This is a genomic window from Spongiibacter tropicus DSM 19543 (genome assembly GCF_000420325.1).
Taxonomy (GTDB): Bacteria; Pseudomonadota; Gammaproteobacteria; order Pseudomonadales; family Spongiibacteraceae; genus Spongiibacter; species Spongiibacter tropicus.
Window position 1 is genome coordinate 307,905 of sequence record NZ_ATUS01000002.1, and the last position, 16,672, is coordinate 324,576.

The 16,672-nt window shown below is 58.0% G+C and carries 14 protein-coding genes; 3 read left to right on the top strand and 11 right to left on the bottom strand.

All coding sequences use genetic code 11. The annotated features are described in order from the left end of the window. Nucleotides 1–28: 28 nt before the first annotated feature. Nucleotides 29–1,186: a GGDEF domain-containing protein gene (locus G411_RS0113105; RefSeq protein WP_022959674.1), complete on the bottom strand. Its 1,158-nt coding sequence runs from the start codon at nt 1,184–1,186 to the stop codon at nt 29–31. Between the two features lie 327 nt (nt 1,187–1,513). Between G411_RS0113105 and katG the strand changes: the two genes are divergently transcribed. After that, nucleotides 1,514–3,736: a catalase/peroxidase HPI gene (gene katG / locus G411_RS0113110; protein ID WP_022959675.1), complete on the top strand. Its 2,223-nt coding sequence runs from the start codon at nt 1,514–1,516 to the stop codon at nt 3,734–3,736. Between the two features lie 62 nt (nt 3,737–3,798). Here katG and G411_RS0113115 read toward each other — a convergent pair whose 3' ends face one another. The 5 genes from G411_RS0113115 to G411_RS20420 form a co-directional block, all read right to left on the bottom strand. Further along, entirely contained in the window at nt 3,799–4,182 is a 384-nt protein-coding gene (locus G411_RS0113115; protein WP_022959676.1) for a VOC family protein, read from the bottom strand. Nucleotides 4,183–4,307: 125 nt separating this feature from the next. Then, a complete protein-coding gene (locus G411_RS0113120; protein ID WP_022959677.1) occupies nt 4,308–6,656 on the bottom strand; it encodes a DUF6351 family protein in 2,349 nt (782 codons plus the stop codon). 276 nt (nt 6,657–6,932) lie between these two features. Then, nucleotides 6,933–7,787 carry an alpha/beta fold hydrolase gene (locus tag G411_RS0113125; protein WP_022959678.1) on the bottom strand — a complete coding sequence of 285 codons (855 nt, stop codon included), beginning with the start codon at nt 7,785–7,787 and terminating at the stop codon, nt 6,933–6,935. A 107-nt stretch (nt 7,788–7,894) separates the two neighbouring features. Next, nucleotides 7,895–10,408: a TonB-dependent receptor gene (locus G411_RS0113130; protein ID WP_022959679.1), complete on the bottom strand. Its 2,514-nt coding sequence runs from the start codon at nt 10,406–10,408 to the stop codon at nt 7,895–7,897. A gap of 149 nt (nt 10,409–10,557) precedes the next feature. Next, nucleotides 10,558–11,619 (bottom strand): AraC family transcriptional regulator, encoded by a 1,062-nt coding sequence (locus G411_RS20420; protein ID WP_022959680.1) that lies wholly within the window; start codon nt 11,617–11,619, stop codon nt 10,558–10,560. Nucleotides 11,620–11,714: 95 nt separating this feature from the next. Between G411_RS20420 and G411_RS0113140 the strand changes: the two genes are divergently transcribed. After that, complete coding sequence (locus tag G411_RS0113140) at nt 11,715–12,035, top strand: 2Fe-2S iron-sulfur cluster-binding protein (protein ID WP_022959681.1); 321 nt, start codon at nt 11,715–11,717, stop codon at nt 12,033–12,035. 47 nt (nt 12,036–12,082) lie between these two features. After that, nucleotides 12,083–13,360, top strand: a complete 1,278-nt coding sequence (locus G411_RS20425) for a cytochrome P450 (RefSeq protein ID WP_022959682.1) — start codon at nt 12,083–12,085, stop codon at nt 13,358–13,360. Nucleotides 13,361–13,489: 129 nt separating this feature from the next. On the opposite strand, the gene G411_RS0113150 is transcribed toward G411_RS20425, so the two are convergent. From G411_RS0113150 to G411_RS0113170, 5 genes are all read right to left on the bottom strand, one after another. After that, nucleotides 13,490–14,329: a DMT family transporter gene (locus G411_RS0113150; RefSeq protein ID WP_245542386.1), complete on the bottom strand. Its 840-nt coding sequence runs from the start codon at nt 14,327–14,329 to the stop codon at nt 13,490–13,492. A gap of 52 nt (nt 14,330–14,381) precedes the next feature. Beyond that, nucleotides 14,382–14,699 (bottom strand): DMT family transporter, encoded by a 318-nt coding sequence (locus G411_RS0113155; protein WP_022959684.1) that lies wholly within the window; start codon nt 14,697–14,699, stop codon nt 14,382–14,384. Nucleotides 14,700–14,830: 131 nt separating this feature from the next. Beyond that, nucleotides 14,831–15,394 carry a GNAT family N-acetyltransferase gene (locus G411_RS0113160; protein ID WP_028968429.1) on the bottom strand — a complete coding sequence of 188 codons (564 nt, stop codon included), beginning with the start codon at nt 15,392–15,394 and terminating at the stop codon, nt 14,831–14,833. Nucleotides 15,395–15,406: 12 nt separating this feature from the next. Then, on the bottom strand, nt 15,407–15,775 hold the full coding sequence (locus tag G411_RS0113165) for a DUF3703 domain-containing protein (protein ID WP_022959686.1): 369 nt from the start codon (nt 15,773–15,775) through the stop codon (nt 15,407–15,409). Further along, on the bottom strand, nt 15,772–16,653 hold the full coding sequence (locus G411_RS0113170) for an alpha/beta hydrolase (RefSeq protein WP_022959687.1): 882 nt from the start codon (nt 16,651–16,653) through the stop codon (nt 15,772–15,774). The genes G411_RS0113165 and G411_RS0113170 overlap by 4 nt, the downstream gene beginning before the upstream one ends. Nucleotides 16,654–16,672 lie beyond the last annotated feature (19 nt).

The window sequence follows — 16,672 nt, forward strand, 5'->3', positions numbered from 1 at the left end:
AAGCGGCAAAGAGGCGCCCAAAGGTCGTTTATATCGACCGCGCATCGCGCTCAGCCGAAGCGGAAACAACGCAATTGCGCCCGCGATATTTGGCTTCGTAGAGCAGGCGATCAACCGTTTTATAGGCGTCATTGACGGTGTGCCCAGGAGGAAACTCCGCAACGCCGAAGCTGGCGGTGCACTGCCAGCCCGGTGCAACGGCGTCGAGATCGACCAGCTCAATGTCCCGGCGCAGCCGCTCAGCAACGCCGACCGCCGCCGCCTCATCGGTATTTGGCAAAAACAGCATGAACTCCTCGCCACCGTATCGGGCCGACACATCGCCCAGTCGCGTGCTGTGTTGAATGCGCTCGGCCAGCAGGACCAGCAACTGATCGCCAACGGAGTGGCCATAGCGGTCGTTGACCTGCTTGAAGTGATCGAGATCGATAAGAATCAGACTAAAACCCGGCTGGCGGCGCATGTGCCGCCCGACCTTCTCGCGGAACCCGGTGCGATTACTGAGGCCGGTCAAACCATCGTGCCAGCCAAGCAGACGCATTTTTTCCAGAGCGCGGCTGCCCGCCACCAGAATCAGCAACAACGCGAAAACCACCAGAAACACATTCAAACTGACCTGCGTCAGCAGCCAGTAAAACGTGCCGTCGTAGCCAAAACTGTCTTCGTGGGTCGTCGGCGCCCAGATTGACCGCAACAGGCCGGCAACAATGAAGGTGCCGGTCAAAACAAACATCAACGTGTCGAGCGCGGAGCGACGAAAATGTTGGCGAATCTGCCACAGACCGAGGGCAAAGATGATGGCAATAAAGCCGTTCAACACATAGATCCGGACAATTCGGTCCGACAGAACATCGGTGAAATAGATTCTGAGCACCAGTGCCAGCACCGTCAGCGCCGCGACAGGTAACCACTTTGGCTTCGCGCCGCCGTAACGCACCAGACCGTTATAAAACAGCAACACCGCGCCGAAGTACAGCAGCGTGGCCAGCAGGACATTCAGCACTTCGTCACTGGGCCAAAGCAGTGTCTGCAATGTCATCCCCAGGCCGTAACTGATGTAGGCAAGCCCGAAATAGACAAAGCTCGAAAACTGCTTAAACCCCGCCCACACCGCCACGAACACAATGCCCATCACAAAGGCAAGCGCGGGGTGAGTCATAGCCAGCAGTGTTTCAGAATTCATCATGAAAAGGTGGACAGCTTCCTAGCAGAGAACCATATGGCAGCGAGAGTTAGCGATTATACCCATCACACCTGTTTTTCTCTCCCTTAATAGCGAACAAACTTAACACTTCCTTGATACGCATTCGTATTTTTCAAACGGACTGGAAATCCGGTTTTTAAGTATAAAAACAAACCGTAAAAACCATATATTTCAATGCCTTAAAAACAAAAAATGGCTTCGATAGTATTCGCCAATGTTGTCTATAGAACTTTCCAATGCGTATTTTCCCGAAGCCTTGACTAGACTTCTTCTCGCGAACACAAAAAACAACTTTTGAGGAGACTGACGATGGCGATATCTGCACGTCCAATGCTGTCCGCGATGGCATTGGCGATATCACTGACCCTGCCTTTCCAGGCCGCCCAAGCGAGCATGGACGGAAACAAAAACCACAATTGGTGGCCGGAAAAACTCAATCTCCAGCCGCTGCGCCAACACGCTGAAGAATCCAATCCTCTGGCCCCGGACTTCGACTACGCCGACGCCTTTCAGGCACTGGACCTGAACGCCGTTAAAAAAGATATCGAAGCACTGATGACCAGCTCTCAGGACTGGTGGCCCGCCGACTACGGCCACTACGGCCCCTTCTTTATCCGCATGGCCTGGCACAGTGCCGGCACCTACCGGGTTCAGGATGGCCGTGGCGGTGCGGGCGGCGGTCAGCAACGCTTTGAGCCGCTAAACAGTTGGCCGGATAACGTCAGCCTCGACAAAGCCCGGCGCCTGCTGTGGCCCGTCAAACAGAAATACGGCAAGAGCCTGTCCTGGGCAGATTTGATGGTGCTGACCGGCAATGTGGCACTGGAATCCATGGGCTTCAAAACCTTCGGTTTCGCGGGCGGTCGCGAGGACGAATGGGAGCCCGATATGACCTACTGGGGCCCCGAGAAAGAGTGGCTGGGCGACGAGCGCTACCACGGCGACCGCAAGCTGGAAAACCCGCTGGCCGCCGTGCAGATGGGTCTGATCTACGTCAACCCGGAAGGCCCGAACGGCAACCCCGACCCGCTGCTTGCCGCCAAGGACATTCGCGATACCTTTGGCCGCATGGCGATGAATGACGAGGAAACCGTCGCGCTGATCGCCGGTGGCCACACTTTCGGTAAGGCCCACGGTGCGCACAAGCCGGAAGAATGTCTGGAGGCCGAGCCCGCTGCCGCCCCCGTTGAACAGCAAGGCCTGGGCTGGAAGAACAACTGTGGCAAGGGCAATGCCGAAGACACCATTACCAGTGGTCTGGAAGGCGCTTGGTCTGCCAACCCCACCGCCTGGACCAGCCAGTACCTCGACAATCTGTTTGCCTTTGAATGGGTGAAAACCAAGAGCCCCGCAGGCGCGGTGCAGTGGGTACCGAAAAACGCCGATCAGGTGAAAATCGTGCCCGATGCCCATGTGGAAGGTAAGCGTCACGCGCCGATCATGTTCACCACCGACCTGTCGCTGAAAGAAGACCCGGCCTACCGCAAGATTGCCAAGCGCTTCCATGAAAATCCGGAAGAGTATCAACTGGCCTTTGCCAAAGCCTGGTTCAAACTCACCCACCGTGATATGGGCCCGCGCACACGTTACCTTGGTGACTTGGTGCCAGAGGAAACCCTGATCTGGCAAGATCCGGTTCCCGCTGTTGAGCACAAACTCATTGGTAACCGGGATATTAAAAAGCTGAAAGCGGCCATTCTTGACACCGGCCTGACCGTCCCCGAGCTGGTTCGCACAGCCTGGGCATCGGGGTCGACGTTCCGTGGCACGGATATGCGCGGTGGCGCCAATGGTGCGCGTCTGCAACTGGCACCACAGAAAGACTGGGCCGCCAACAACCCGGCTGAAGTCGCCAAAGTCATTGCCGAGTTGAAGAACGTCCAGAAGGACTTCAACGATGGCAAGTGGGGAGACACCCGCGTATCACTGGCCGACATGATTGTTCTCGGCGGTGCTGCCGCTATTGAGAAGGCGGCCAGCGATGCAGGCGTAGAGGTCACGGTGCCATTCAAACCGGGCCGCGCCGACGCCACGCAAGCGCAGACGGATGTGAGCTCCTTCGCGGTACTTGAGCCCAAGGCCGATGGTTTCCGGAACTACTTTACCGGCAGCGCCCGCCTGTCACCGGCTGAAGCGCTGGTCGATCGCGCGGACATGCTGACACTGACCGTGCCGGAGATGACGGTTCTGGTCGGCGGCTTGCGCGCGCTGGATGCCAATACCGGAGGCGTGAAGCACGGTGTCTTCACCGACCGCCCGGGGACGCTGAGCAACGACTTCTTCGTCAACCTGCTGGACATGTCCACTCAGTGGTCCAAGTCCTCATCGCAGGGCTTGTATGAGGGTCGCGATCGCAGCAGCGGCAAGCTGAAATGGACAGCCACTCCCGTCGATCTGGTCTTTGGTTCTAACTCTGAACTGCGTGCGGTGGCGGAGGTTTACGCCGCTAACGACGCCAAGCAGAAGTTTGCCAACGACTTCGTCAGCGCCTGGAGCAAAGTCATGACGCTGGATCGCTTCGATTTGAAATAGTCTGACAACGGCATGATCAGCCCCGCCGCAGTTCGCGCGCGGGGCTTTTTTATGCGCGGAAATTACCCTTCAATGCGGTGCAGTGCACACACCTTGTTACCCGAGGGATCGCGCAGATACGCCAGATACATTTGCCCCAAACCGCCTTCACGCACACCCGGTGCATCTTCGCAGGACGTGCCACCGTTGGCGACGCCTGCGGCGTGCCAAGCATCAGCCTGTTCCGGGCTGCTGGCGGCGAAGCCAACCGTGCTGCCATTACCGTGGCAGGCCGCTTCGCCATTGATCGGTGAGGTAATCGCGAACACACCGGTGGCAGTAAAGTAGAAACAGCGGCCACGGTCGTCCATCACGCCGGGCTCGTAACCCAGTGCCCCAAGAATCGCATCGTAAAACCGCTTCGACTCGGCAACATCGTTCGCGCCGACCATAACGTGACTAAACATATCCGTTCCTTATTGTTGAGCAAAACAGCCCGCACTATAACGCGTTATTTCCGGCAGGGGGATAAGAAAACGGGCGAGTCAGTCATGACCCGCCCGCTGCGTTTACCGCTTGCCCGGAGACGCAATCAGGGCTGCTGCCAGCCCGGCGTCCAGGTATCGGAAAATGCCGGGCTTGCCCAGCCGGCAGGGAAAGCCGCCGGTGTCATCTGCTCGCCACCGGTAATCACATCGCCCTTATCGTCCTGATACGTCAGCCAGGGGATCGTTGGCTGCCATTCCAGCGGACGTTTGCTCCAGTCGCACACCCCCGTGGCAAAGGTCTGCTCCAACGCCTGCCAGTCGGCCTCCTGCCACAGCAAATTGCCCAAGCCGTAGTCGTCATTGCGATTGAAGGGGCGAAGCTGGCACTGCACCTGATCGCCATGCTTATCGGCACCCGCCACGGTCCGCGGCGTACCGAATACCGTCATCAGCGTTTCCGGACACATGGTACCGGGCACAGCGACACCCTCTACCAAGGCGCACTGGTCTTGGACGCTGTCCGGTTTATTGATCACAATCTTCTGCGCCAGCGGCGTATCGCTGGTATCCTGTTCAATGGCGTCCAGCCAGGACGCCATGGCCAGCAGCGACTGATTCATATAGCTCAGATCGCCCACCAGCGGCGTTATCCCACCCCAGTGCACAAAGTTATCGCGATGACCAAACTCGCGCTCCAGCCGCCAGCGAACCCAGTAGCCATGAACAGCGTCGTGCGCCAGACCGGGGTCCGGGCCGGTCATATTGATAATCGGCACCGTGTCCATATTCACGATGGTGTTCAAAATGCCGGTTCGGTAAGCGTTGGGCAGCGCCGGATAGTCCGGCTTCAGGCGTTCAGCCGTCACGTTCAAACTGGGGTCCAGGCCACCGATATTGGTGTTCAGTGCCAGGAACTTCGCGGGCGAAATAAGGCCTTGCTGCAGGGCAGTCAGGCCATACTGAACACCCTCGTTACCCAGCGGAAATCCCGAAAACGCGTAGCCGAGATCTTTTTCAATCTGGCTCCAGCGGTCGCGGGGGTCCTCTGCGGGAAACTGCTCACGCGGCCCGATCATATTCTGCATAAACGTCAGCACATCGCAGCGCACACCGCTGGGGTTCGTATCCTGATCAAAGCGCTCCTCTTCGCTGACCCCGCCGCAACTTGAGGCAGGGTCCACCGCTTCCGCAAACAGCGCGGTGTCAGCCACGGAGGCATTGACCACGCCGGCAAGGTGGCCGTAGATCGCATTCTGCTCCAGCAGCGTGTAAATCGTGCCGTCTCTCGCCACGATCAACTCCGGCAGATTGCTGGGGTCCTGCAGGTTCTCGACATTCAAACCGAAATAGCGCAACAGCATGTGATAGTCAGCAAACTGCGTGGCGGTACTCATCACATCGGGATAGGTACAGGTAGTCAGCAGACCCTGGTACAGGCCGGGATAGGCATTGGCGATCATATTCTGCGTAATGGCGCCGCCGGAACAGCCGGTGCCCACGGTATACCGCAGCTCGCCGTACTGCTCGATAAACCGCTCCTTGGCCATCATCAGCGATTCCGCCTGATAGCTCAGATTACAGTTGTGGCCGAGATTCAGCTGCGCCGTCGACAACACTGACCAACCCAAGCCCAACGCGGTAATGTAGGACTGTTCAATCAACGGGTTACCGGGAATGGTGCCCGCATAGTCATCGGTGCGCGGCGAGCTGGTGTCGCGATCACCGCGGCAGTTGCCACCGTGCGTCACCAGCAGGCGTCGGTTCCACTGCGACTGCGGCTGCACCGGCGTCCAGTCCTCGCCGGGCTTATGCAATGTAAAAATCGTGTACTGGTCGCGCGCCTGGTAGCCGATCTCCTGCCGCACGATAAAGGGCACAGTCTCACCGCCGTCGGTGGTGGTCATCGCCACATCATCTGCCGGGTTTTCGGGATCGTAGGGCTGTAAACCGCTCTGCCCGAAACCGCTCGACTTGTATAGCCAGCGGTACTCCACCGGCTGATTACAGTCTTCATCCAAGGCACTGTCTTGACACTTCCAGGGCTGAAGATGCGGCCCGGTAAACACCGGACCACCAGAGGGGTGATTCACCACCGTCAGGCTGTTGCCAATATTGGTGCTCAGCGTGTTCTCACCCAGGGCCAGGCCGTCAACACGTCCGACAAATCTCAGCGGATTCTGGGGATCGACAGTCAGCACATCACTGACATCATTATTATTGCGCAGCAGCACCAGCTCTTCAGCGGCCTCGGCGTCCTCGACCAGCACCTCAACCAGCACATCGCCTGCTGACACCATATCAGGACGGTTAGACAGCACTGACAGTGCTGCACGGTCATCTGATCCACCCGGGTCAGGATCCGGGTTGCCACCCGAGCCACTGCCGCCAGAGCTACCGCCACCACAGGCGGCCAACAACAATCCAATAGTCAGAATGAGTATCTTATTATTCATGAAGGCTCCCCTCTTAACACCTCACGTTGCCTAGCCTATCGGCTAAACGCGCCACTATGTCACTATATTAGACATCTGTGCAATGTTAAAAACTTGCGCCTTGTTCAGCATAGTTGCTTTACCACAAAACGCAGGGCAGCCAAAAGCGAAGCGTTACAGGAGCAATCCATTCACTGCAAACCATTCACTGCAAAAGGGAGGGATGGGGTAGTAAGGGCTTGTGCAAAAAAAGAGGCGGGGCTGGCACGGCGAGCGGTCGTCGCCAGCCCCTTGGGACTACGCGATGGTCAGGCACTGCTTCCGCAGAAATTCAAGCACGTCGTCGGCATAGCGCTGCGGCTCATCAATCATGGGCCAGTGACCGCTGTCGGGGTAGCTGATCACCTCGGCATCAAAATACCGTTTCTGTCGCTCCGCATACTCGTGGGGAATATACAAATCTCCCTGCCCCCAGATCACCCGGCAGGGAATATTCCTTCCGCTCAACGCCGAGGCTACCAACTCGAACAGTGCGCCAGTGCTGCGGCTGTTTCGATACAGCGTCAGCACCGCGCGCTTGTGTCCCCAGTCGCTGTGTGACGCCATGCGCCGGGTGAACTCCAGCGGCATGGGTTTGGGATTATCGAGATTCAGCGATAGCCGCAGCACCGGATGAATCGTCAATAACTGGAACAGCTCTCCCAGTATGGGGATCTGCCAGATACGGGCATATTTGTGCCAGTGATACGCCTCCAGCACACCGGTATTGGTCAGCACCACACTCTTCACCCGCTCGACATTATCTGCCGCCCAGCGAAGGCCCCAGGGGCCGCCGAAATCGTGCAGCACCAAATGAACGTTCTCGATAGCCAACTCGCTGAGCATCGCGTCGAGATAGCGGGCGTAGCCCTCGACGGTGTAGTCAAACTCGGCGGGATGGTCGGCCTCACCGTAGCCCGGCATGCAGGGTGCTACCGCGCGGGAAAACGCCCCCACCTGCGGCAGCACGCCGTACCAGTCAAAGCGTGAACCGGGGTTGCCGTGTACAAACACCACCGCTTCATCGCTCGTCGTATCGCCGACCTGCGCCACGCGGCAGCGCACACCTTGAATTAACAGGTCATTCAGCTGAATCGTGTTTTCGCCCCGCATAGGGATTTCCTTATGTCATCGGCACCGACGACGCGGACATACGATCCGTCGATAGCTATCAATCAATACCTGACCAATTAAGACTCATCCAATCAAAACACGGCTCATTAATAACGGTAGGTCACTTCCAAACCGTAGGTTCGTGGCATGCCCTGCTGAAAATAATCAAAGCCAAAGCCCGCCTGCAAATTGATCGCGTAACTGTCGTATTGTTCGTCAGTCAGGTTCTTGCCCCACAGCGCAATAGTATAGTCCTCGCTCGCGCCGAACCAGGTTAGCCGACCGTTGTACAAGGCATACGCTTCCTGCCGAATATTGTCATAGCCGGTTTTGTCGTTATAGGCGCTGTACCACTGATCGTCCTGATAGTTGGCATTCACATTCAGGCTCAGATATCCGGCATCGATGTTGAAGACTTCGTAATCGATCGAGATATTGCCGCTGATCTTGGGTGCGGAGATAAGCTCATTACCCGCCAGATCCACCATGTCATCGTCGTTATTCATGGTTTGAGAATTCGCCAGGCTCAACTCGGTGTACTCGGTTTCCAGAATACCCAGTCCCATCTGAACCATCAGCTTGTCGGTAACGGCAAACTGCATTTCCGACTCAAAGCCCACCACCTTGGAGCCGCCGGCGTTTTCCAGAAAATTCGACACGCCGACAACGTTAATAAACTGCTGGTCGGTATAGTCGTAGTAGAAGAAGGCGGCATTAATCCGCGCGCGACGATCGAAGAAGTCGGATTTTATGCCGATCTCATAGGCATCGAGATATTCAGGTGCCGCGTAGGCGTTTTCAAACTCACGGGGCTCGTAATATACCCCGGCATTAAAATTACCCGCGCGGAAACCTCGGCTGTAGCTCGCATAGGCCATCAACTGCTCATTAAAGCGATAGTCGACCCCGATTTTGCCCGTCCACTCCCTCTCCACAGCAGTCATACGCGGCGCCGAATCGGTGGTGTAAGGGCCATGGGTGTAGCCCGTTTGCGCCGTCTCTAACAAATCACTCAAGCCAATGCGGCCTTCCAACAACGCGACGATAATCTCTGTCGGCTCAAACGGACTCTGACCACCGACATTGAGGGGAATGAAGATATTATCCACACCGGTGGTATTTCCCGGCACCCATGTGCCTCGCGGCTCGCCGTCGTAACCCAGGCGGGATACGTTCAGATAGGTCAGTTCTATTTCATCTTCGGTGTAGCGCAGGCCCACGTCGACGCCCAGATTTGCCGTGACGTTCCAGCGCAATTGCGAGTACATGGCATAGCTGGTTTTCTCGGTGTCCATACGCTGATCGATAGCGCCAAAATCCAGCAGATAGGGATAGTAGCCACCGACCCCCGGAAAGGTTGCCGCCACTCGCGTATCCGGCGGTGTGCCGTATATCGCGTAGTTGTTGTGCAGTTTCATATCTTCGGTGGCGTAGTACGCGCCGACAATCAGATCAAAATCGTCCATCAGTGTTGTGGATAAACGCAGGTCCTGGCTGAAGGCTTCGGTCTCCATACCCCAGATAATTTCCAGTAACTCTTCCGGGTTTCCATCGACGTTCTGACGCTGGCCGTAATCAGAAATACTGGCCGAGGTGATGGCGGTTAAGGTAAACGCATCGGTTTGATATTCCAGCTTGTTAACAATCTGGTCCAGGCCCACCGTCAACGGCCCGGTGAAGTTATCCTCCACTTCGTTGTAGCCCAAGCCTTCAGCCGGGCGAGAATAGCCAGTGTTGTCAATAAAGCCATTGTTAGGATGGTCGTACGTGCCAACGCCGGTGCCATCAAACAGCGAACCCAGTCCGGGAATCCCCGAATTATTCGACAGGTCACCACGCGGTTCATTGCGACTGGCATTCGCCAAGGCGTCGTTTTCACCGCGGGTGTATTTGAACACCATGCTCAGCTCGTCAGTAAACTGCATATTCAGCACCAGTCGCGCGGCCTGAAAATCCATCTGCGATAAATCCGGTCCACCCAGACGATTTTCCACGTAGCCATCGCGCCGCGAATAGGAATACGCCAGCCGCGCGGCCAGACGATCCTCGATCAGCGTGCCCTCAATACCATATTCACCCGAGTGCCCGTTGTAATTGCGCAGCCCCTGCTTCAGGTTGATCGCCAGCGGGTCGTTGACCATCGGCGTTTTGGTAACGATGTTAATCGCGCCACCCGTAGTGTTCTTGCCATACAGAGTGCCCTGCGGTCCGCGCAGCACTTCCAGACGCTCTACATCAAAGAAACTCATGCCGTGGGTATATACCGCGCCCATATACGCTTCGTCGCTGTACACCCCAATCGGACTGGCCTGGCTGGAGCTGTAATCCGACATACTTACGCCGCGAATGGAGAAGATCGGCTGCACATCGCCATAGGGGCTGCTGACCTGCATATTGGGGACCTGCGCCGAAATATCATTGGCGCTGGTCAAGCCGAGCTTCTCGAGTTGGGTGCCGGTCATACCGGTGATTGCGATCGGGGTATCCTGGGTGCTTTCAGAGCGTTTCTGCGCCGTTACAATCACTTCTTCCAGCATGGGCGCCGATAGCGCGCTCGCCGAAAAGCCCAACAATAACGTCAGCTTCGCACTGACTGCGATCTTATGAATCGGTTTCGCCATGGTGTTATCAACCTCTAAGGACTGCTTGTTTTTATCGTTTTTAACAATGTATACCCTAGCTAAGGCTGATGGCGATTTTCCGCCAGAAACATTCAGAAAGAGACAATGTGACCTGGCAGAAAAGGATGAGCGTCCGGCATCAATGCGGCTCAGTTTTGCGTCGATAGACTGTCGGCCACACCGTATTCAGCCCGATAATCACTGGGGCTGCAGCCGACGGCAGCGCGGAATGCGCGGGTGAAATTCGAGGCATCGCTGTATCCGAGTTCCTGGGCGATACGGGTGATCGACAGGCGACTTCCCGCCAGCAGTTGTCTGGCGCGATTGCTGCGCTCTTCCACACAAAGTTGCCGATACACCAGTCCCTCCCGCTTTAAGTGGCGGTGCAGTGTCCGACTATTGATATTCAGCGTGGCCGCCAACTCTTCAATACTGGGCAAGCCGTCGTTGGATTCGCGCAGCATCATTCGCGTCCAGGCACCGATATTGCCGCTGCTGACAATGTGATCCACCAGTTGTCGGCAGCGCTGCTCGGCCACAGCCAGCGAGGCCGCGTTTGCCATCGCCGGCTCCTCCCCGAGAATGCTGGTGGGCAAGCGCAGGCACAACCCCGGATGAGGCAAGGCCGCAAAGTGCAGACGCGCCTGAGGCATCAACTGATGATAGCGATCCCGATGCAATGGTGCGGGAATCGATAATTCCAAATCGTAATGGGGCAGCGCGCCCTGAATCAGCTCCTGCACATCCGTCAGTGCCGCGACGGCCAGCATCTCGATATGAAAGGCCAGGCAATCGGAGGACATCGCCAGGGTTGGCAAAAACCGCATCTCCGCCCCTTGCGGGGTCACGCGGTACTGCATTCGGAAGGCGGGAAACACCAGACGAAAAAAGCGCGATGTGAGACGCATGGCATAGTCCACCGTCGGGCTGGAAAGCATGGCGTAACCCACCAGGGCGTGGTTGCGCAGGCGGATGGAACGCCCCAGTTCCAGCGGCAGATCGCGACCGCCAATGCCCATAAGCGCCGAGACCAGCCGCTCGAGTTCTTCAAGACTCAGTTGGGCTTCCGGGTCATTCAGCAGTGTCGGCGAAATCCCCGCAGCATCCCATACCTCGGCCGCATTGATGCCATGCCGCCCCAGCAGACGCGGTAGCTCGATGTAGTAACGGGCGGGCACAGCGGCCCGCAGGGCATTTGCTGAGACTGTCATGAAATGACCATATCAAGTCCGAAAATGACAGGCAACACGCGCCCCATCCCCCAATAATCAGCTCGCACACAGCATTCTAATAAGGAGAGATTGTCATGATTCGCCTGACTCTGATTGAGCACGGTGGCACCCCACATGAAGTCAGCGCCTCGGCGGGCAGCAGCCTGATGCAGGCCGCGGTCGATAATGCCGTCCCCGGCATCGACGCCGATTGCGGCGGCGGCTGCGCCTGCGGCACCTGCCACATCAAGGTTCCCGCGGAATGGCGAGAACGGGTGGGCGCGCCCAACGATATCGAGTCGATGATTCTCGACCAGACACCTGAGCGCGACGACCATTCCCGGCTCGCCTGCCAGATCACCCTGGAACCCCAACTCGATGGTCTGGTGGTTCATATCCCCGAATTCCAAATGTAAATCCGGCAGCGCCAACGACAAGCCAATAACAACAAGGAGCCCACAGCATGAGCACACTGACCACGCTGCATGACAGCGAATTGCGCGACCCCTACAGCGTCCCGCTGGACAGTATCGACCTGAGCGACCCTCGCCTGTTTTCCCAGAACCGCTGGCAAGAGTACTTCAAGCGCGTACGCGATGAAGACCCGGTTCACTACATTGCCGACAGCCCCTTTGGGCCGTTCTGGTCGGTTACCCGCTTTGACGACATTGTCGCGGTAGATACCAATCATCAGGTGTTTTCCTCTGAACCCTTTATCATGATCGGCGACCTCGACCCCGATCTGCCCATTGAGAACTTCATCTCCATGGACCCGCCCAAGCACGACGAACAGCGCGCCGCCGTGCAGTCCGTCGTCGCACCGCGCAACCTGCAAGCGATGGAAGCCCTGATCCGGCAGCGCATCGGCGCCATCCTCGACGAGCTGCCCGTAGGCGAAGCCTTCGACTGGGTTTCGACGGTCTCCATCGAACTGACCAGCCAGATGCTGGCCACCATCTTTGACTTCCCCTACGAAGAACGGCACAAGCTGCCCTACTGGTCCGACATCTCCACCGCCGCCCCCGAACTGTCCGGCGGCAAGGCCAGCAAGGAAGAGCGCTTCGCCGCCCTCGCCGAGATGGTCAATGCCTTTTCGGCGATCTGGGCGCGCAAGGCCGCCGAGCGCGAGGCGGGACAGCCAGCGGGCTTCGACCTGATCAGCCTGCTACAGGCCAGCGAGGATACCCGCGACATGATCAACCGCCCGGCGGAGTTCATGGGTAACCTCGGTCTGCTGATCGTCGGCGGCAATGACACCACCCGCAATTCCATCACCGGCAGCGTGCTCGCCATGAACCGGTTTCCCGAGGAGTTCGACAAGCTGCGCCGCGACCCCTCGCTGATCCCGAATATGGTCTCGGAAATCATCCGCTGGCAAACGCCACTCGCTCATATGCGCCGGATCGCCACCTGCGACACCGTGCTGGGCGGCAAAAAAATCCGCAAGGGCGACAAAGTGGTCATGTGGTATATCTCCGGCAACCGCGACGAGCGGGTGATCGCCAATCCCGATCGGGTCTTGGTGGATCGCGCCAAAGCCCGTCACCACCTGTCCTTCGGCTTCGGCATTCACCGCTGCATGGGCAACCGTCTGGGCGAGATGCAACTGCGCATCACCTGGGAGGAAATCCTGAAGCGCTTCGAGCGAGTGGAAGTGCTGGCTGAGCCAGAGCGCGTGCACTCCAATTTTGTGCACGGCTACGCGGCGATGCCGGTGAAACTTCATCCCAAGGCAAGCTGACGGTCAGCCGCCCGTCGTGATGCAACGGCATGACGATGGGCGGCAATACGGCCCGGCGCGAATCCCTAAGCGAAGTGTAAAAGCGGCCAGCCATTCTTTATCGGCCAGCCCTGATCATAAGCAGACAACCTAGCGGCGGCGCGAAGCGGCGATATTGAGCATATTCCCGGTCATCATCAGCGCACCGCCCAGCAGAATAGCGACCTCGAAGGGTTCGGCGTAGAACACAACCCCAATCAAGGCAATGAGGGGTAAGCGGAGAAAGTCCAGCGTGACCACGGTGGAGACTTCGGCATGCGCCATGGCCTTCGCCATACAGAAATGTGCCGACAAGGCCATCAGACCAATCACCAGCAGCCATCCCCATTGCGAGCCTACCGGCCATTGCCATTGCGGCAGCGCCAGTATGCCGCCAATGGGCAGTTGGATCAGGCACATGTAAAACAGAATGGTGAGTGCCGGCTCGCTGCGGCTAAGTGCTTTCGTCGCGGTGTGCGATGCTGAATAGCAAATGGCGGAAGCAATGACGATGAGTGACGCGGTATTCACCACGGCCAGCCCTGGCTGAACAATGATCAGCACACCCACCAAGCCCAAGCCTATCGACAACAGCTTTCGACCATTGATGCGCTCTCCCAGCGTCACCGCGGCAATCAGCATCGTCCACATTGGCACCGTAAATTCCAGCGCAAACACCTCGGCCAGTGGCAACAGGCCAATGCCGACAAACCAACCGTACTGGCCGCCGAAATGAAAGACATTACGCAGGGTGTGCAGACCCGGTCGCTGAGTGCTCAGGCCTTGGCGTCGGCCGGACAGCAACACCACCAGACTGATAGCAATCAGGCCAATGACGCTGCGGAAAAACAGGCTCTGAAATACCGGCAGCTCGCCGCTAAGCTCGCGGGCGCCAACTGCCATCAGGCTAAAAGACGCCAGCGCGCCCAACATCCACACTACCGCAAGCATAGCGACACAAATCTCGTTCGTTATTCAGGCCCGATGAGCCCGGCACCACACACTAACCGGCGGACAGTTTCAAACCCAATACACCGAGCATGATCAGTACAAGACTGGCGCCCTTCATCAGATCGACGGGCTCCGCGAACAGCACCGCGCTGAACAACACGGTACCCGCAGCACCAATGCCGACCCACACCGCATAGGCGGTACCCACCGGCAGGGTACGCATGGTCAGTCCAAGCAAGGCAATACTGATAATCATGGCGGACACCGTTAACAGTGTTGGCCAGGGACGGGTAAATCCTTCGGTATATTTCAGGCCGATGGCCCACGCGATTTCAAAGCAGCCCGCTACCAATAACAGTAACCAGTTCACGGCCCATTCTCCTGTAATGGGGCCGTCCCCGACTGAGTTGGAGCGGTGAGGTCGTCCTCACTTCACAAATGACAAGGCGGTTTCCCGCTGACAGGAACTGTAGCACAGCCCGCAGGCTTATTGGTTTTTGCTTAGTGCTGGCTGGCGAACCACTCGTCGGCGCCAAGGGTAAACAGCACATGCTCCTCAAGCGGATGTGAGGCGGGGACGGCGGGGTGAAGAAAATTGCGACCGGTGTTGCGCATACCCAGTCGCTGCATCACCGCCTGAGAGGGCGTATTGCTGGTCGCGGTAAACGAAACCACCTCGTCCAGCGCCAGGTCAGTAAACGCAAAAGCCAGCGCTCGCCGGGCGGCTTCCGTTGCATAGCCCTTTCCCCAATACGCGCTGTGCAGTCGCCAGCCGATCTCCACGCAGGGCGAAAATGGCAGCTCGACAATGGGGCGATTCAGACCGACAAAACCGATAAAGGCGCCGCTGTCGCGCAAGCGCACAGCCCAAAACCCCCAGCCATTGTCGGCGATCAAGGCTTTGCAGCGTGCGGCCATGGCATCGCTGTCCTCTCGGCTTAAACAGCTAGGGAAATAACGCATGATCTCCGGATCGGCGTTGAGCTCAGCGAAGACCGGCAAGTCCTCGTCGCGCCACTGACCGAGTGTCAGGCGCGGTGTTTCCAGTTCAATACTCTCGGTCACGATCACGCCCCATCAGTCCTCTGATGATGTCGCCGTGCGAATACTTGCCGCCAGGTCCGCCGGCAACGGCATCGGTTTAACGGGGCTGACATTGGCCCCGCCGGTATTTCCCTGTGGTATCCAGCCGGGCGCCGTCAGCGCTGCCGCGCCGATAATCCTGAGGCACTGTCCCCACCCCTCTCTCGCGGCGCGATTGCGCCACGCCCAGCGCAGCATGAGCACATGCACCTTCACATGCCAGTACGTGGAAGCCTGCCCGAGCACATGGGCCCGCTCCAGATAGGCAAACTCCTCACGCACACGCCCTTGGCCGCGTGCCTGTTCGGCAGCGGCCAGCTCCACCTCCACAAAGGGCGCAATGCGCTTCGCGAAGCGGCTCACAAGGGCACAGCGGTGCTTAGAAAGGCCAACTGATCTCCTACGATGCGGCTGAACATCGGCTCGACATAGGGTTGAAAATGCCCGGTCTGATACTCCCGCAGCTCAACATTGGCGTACTTCGGCGCCGCCTTGATGCCGGGCTTGGCCGGGGTCGTCACGTCTTCGGTAGCGACCTGCATCAGCACCGGCATCGAGAGCTTGGACAGTGCCTTTATCGGCGAATACAGGCCCACCGACGTGGCAAAGCGCGCGGCAATACGGCGGTCCAACTGGCGATCCTCGGGCACCAGCTCGAGGTAGCCCTGAGACTCGCCGGGCGAGGTCATAATGGCCAGTTCCCCCGGCTCACCGCTGGACAGAATATAGTGCGGTGACAAGCCGAGCATTCCGCGCAGCGTATCGTAACTGCCGTGCAGGGTGAGTGACAGAATCTTTGGCAGGCTGATCATCCCCAGCGATGCAACACCACTGAGATGGGGCACCTGCGCCATCACGGCGGCGATACCGGGCACTTCCGATGCCACTTGCAGCACGTGACCGCCACTCAGAGAGGTGCCCCACAGCACCACGCGCTTGGGATCAACACCGGGCAATTGACGTGCAAACTCAATCGCCGCTTTCCAATCCTGATGCTGTTTTTTTACGTCCAGCAACTGCCGGGGCTCACCGTCACTCTCGCCGAAATGACGGTAGTCAAACACCAGACTGGCATAGCCCGCCTCGGCAAATTTTTCGGCATACGCAGCCAAACGCATCTCTTTGATGGCCGCCAGCCCGTGGGCCATGACCACAATCGGATACGGCCCCTCGGTATCAGGCTGAAAAAACCACGCGGCACAGGAGCTGCCCTGAGAATCAAACCGAATATCCTGCTTCATACACCGTTCCTTTATCTCA

Coding starts and splice junctions, on each gene's coding strand:
- G411_RS20425 (WP_022959682.1), top strand. CDS start 12,083: ATGAGCACACTGACCACGCTGCATGACAGCGAATTGCGCGACCCCTAC.
- G411_RS20420 (WP_022959680.1), bottom strand. CDS start 11,619: ATGACAGTCTCAGCAAATGCCCTGCGGGCCGCTGTGCCCGCCCGTTAC.
- G411_RS0113170 (WP_022959687.1), bottom strand. CDS start 16,653: ATGAAGCAGGATATTCGGTTTGATTCTCAGGGCAGCTCCTGTGCCGCG.
- G411_RS0113120 (WP_022959677.1), bottom strand. CDS start 6,656: ATGAATAATAAGATACTCATTCTGACTATTGGATTGTTGTTGGCCGCC.
- G411_RS0113125 (WP_022959678.1), bottom strand. CDS start 7,787: ATGCGGGGCGAAAACACGATTCAGCTGAATGACCTGTTAATTCAAGGT.
- katG (WP_022959675.1), top strand. CDS start 1,514: ATGGCGATATCTGCACGTCCAATGCTGTCCGCGATGGCATTGGCGATA.
- G411_RS0113115 (WP_022959676.1), bottom strand. CDS start 4,182: ATGTTTAGTCACGTTATGGTCGGCGCGAACGATGTTGCCGAGTCGAAG.
- G411_RS0113130 (WP_022959679.1), bottom strand. CDS start 10,408: ATGGCGAAACCGATTCATAAGATCGCAGTCAGTGCGAAGCTGACGTTA.
- G411_RS0113105 (WP_022959674.1), bottom strand. CDS start 1,186: ATGATGAATTCTGAAACACTGCTGGCTATGACTCACCCCGCGCTTGCC.
- G411_RS0113150 (WP_245542386.1), bottom strand. CDS start 14,329: ATGCTTGCGGTAGTGTGGATGTTGGGCGCGCTGGCGTCTTTTAGCCTG.
- G411_RS0113140 (WP_022959681.1), top strand. CDS start 11,715: ATGATTCGCCTGACTCTGATTGAGCACGGTGGCACCCCACATGAAGTC.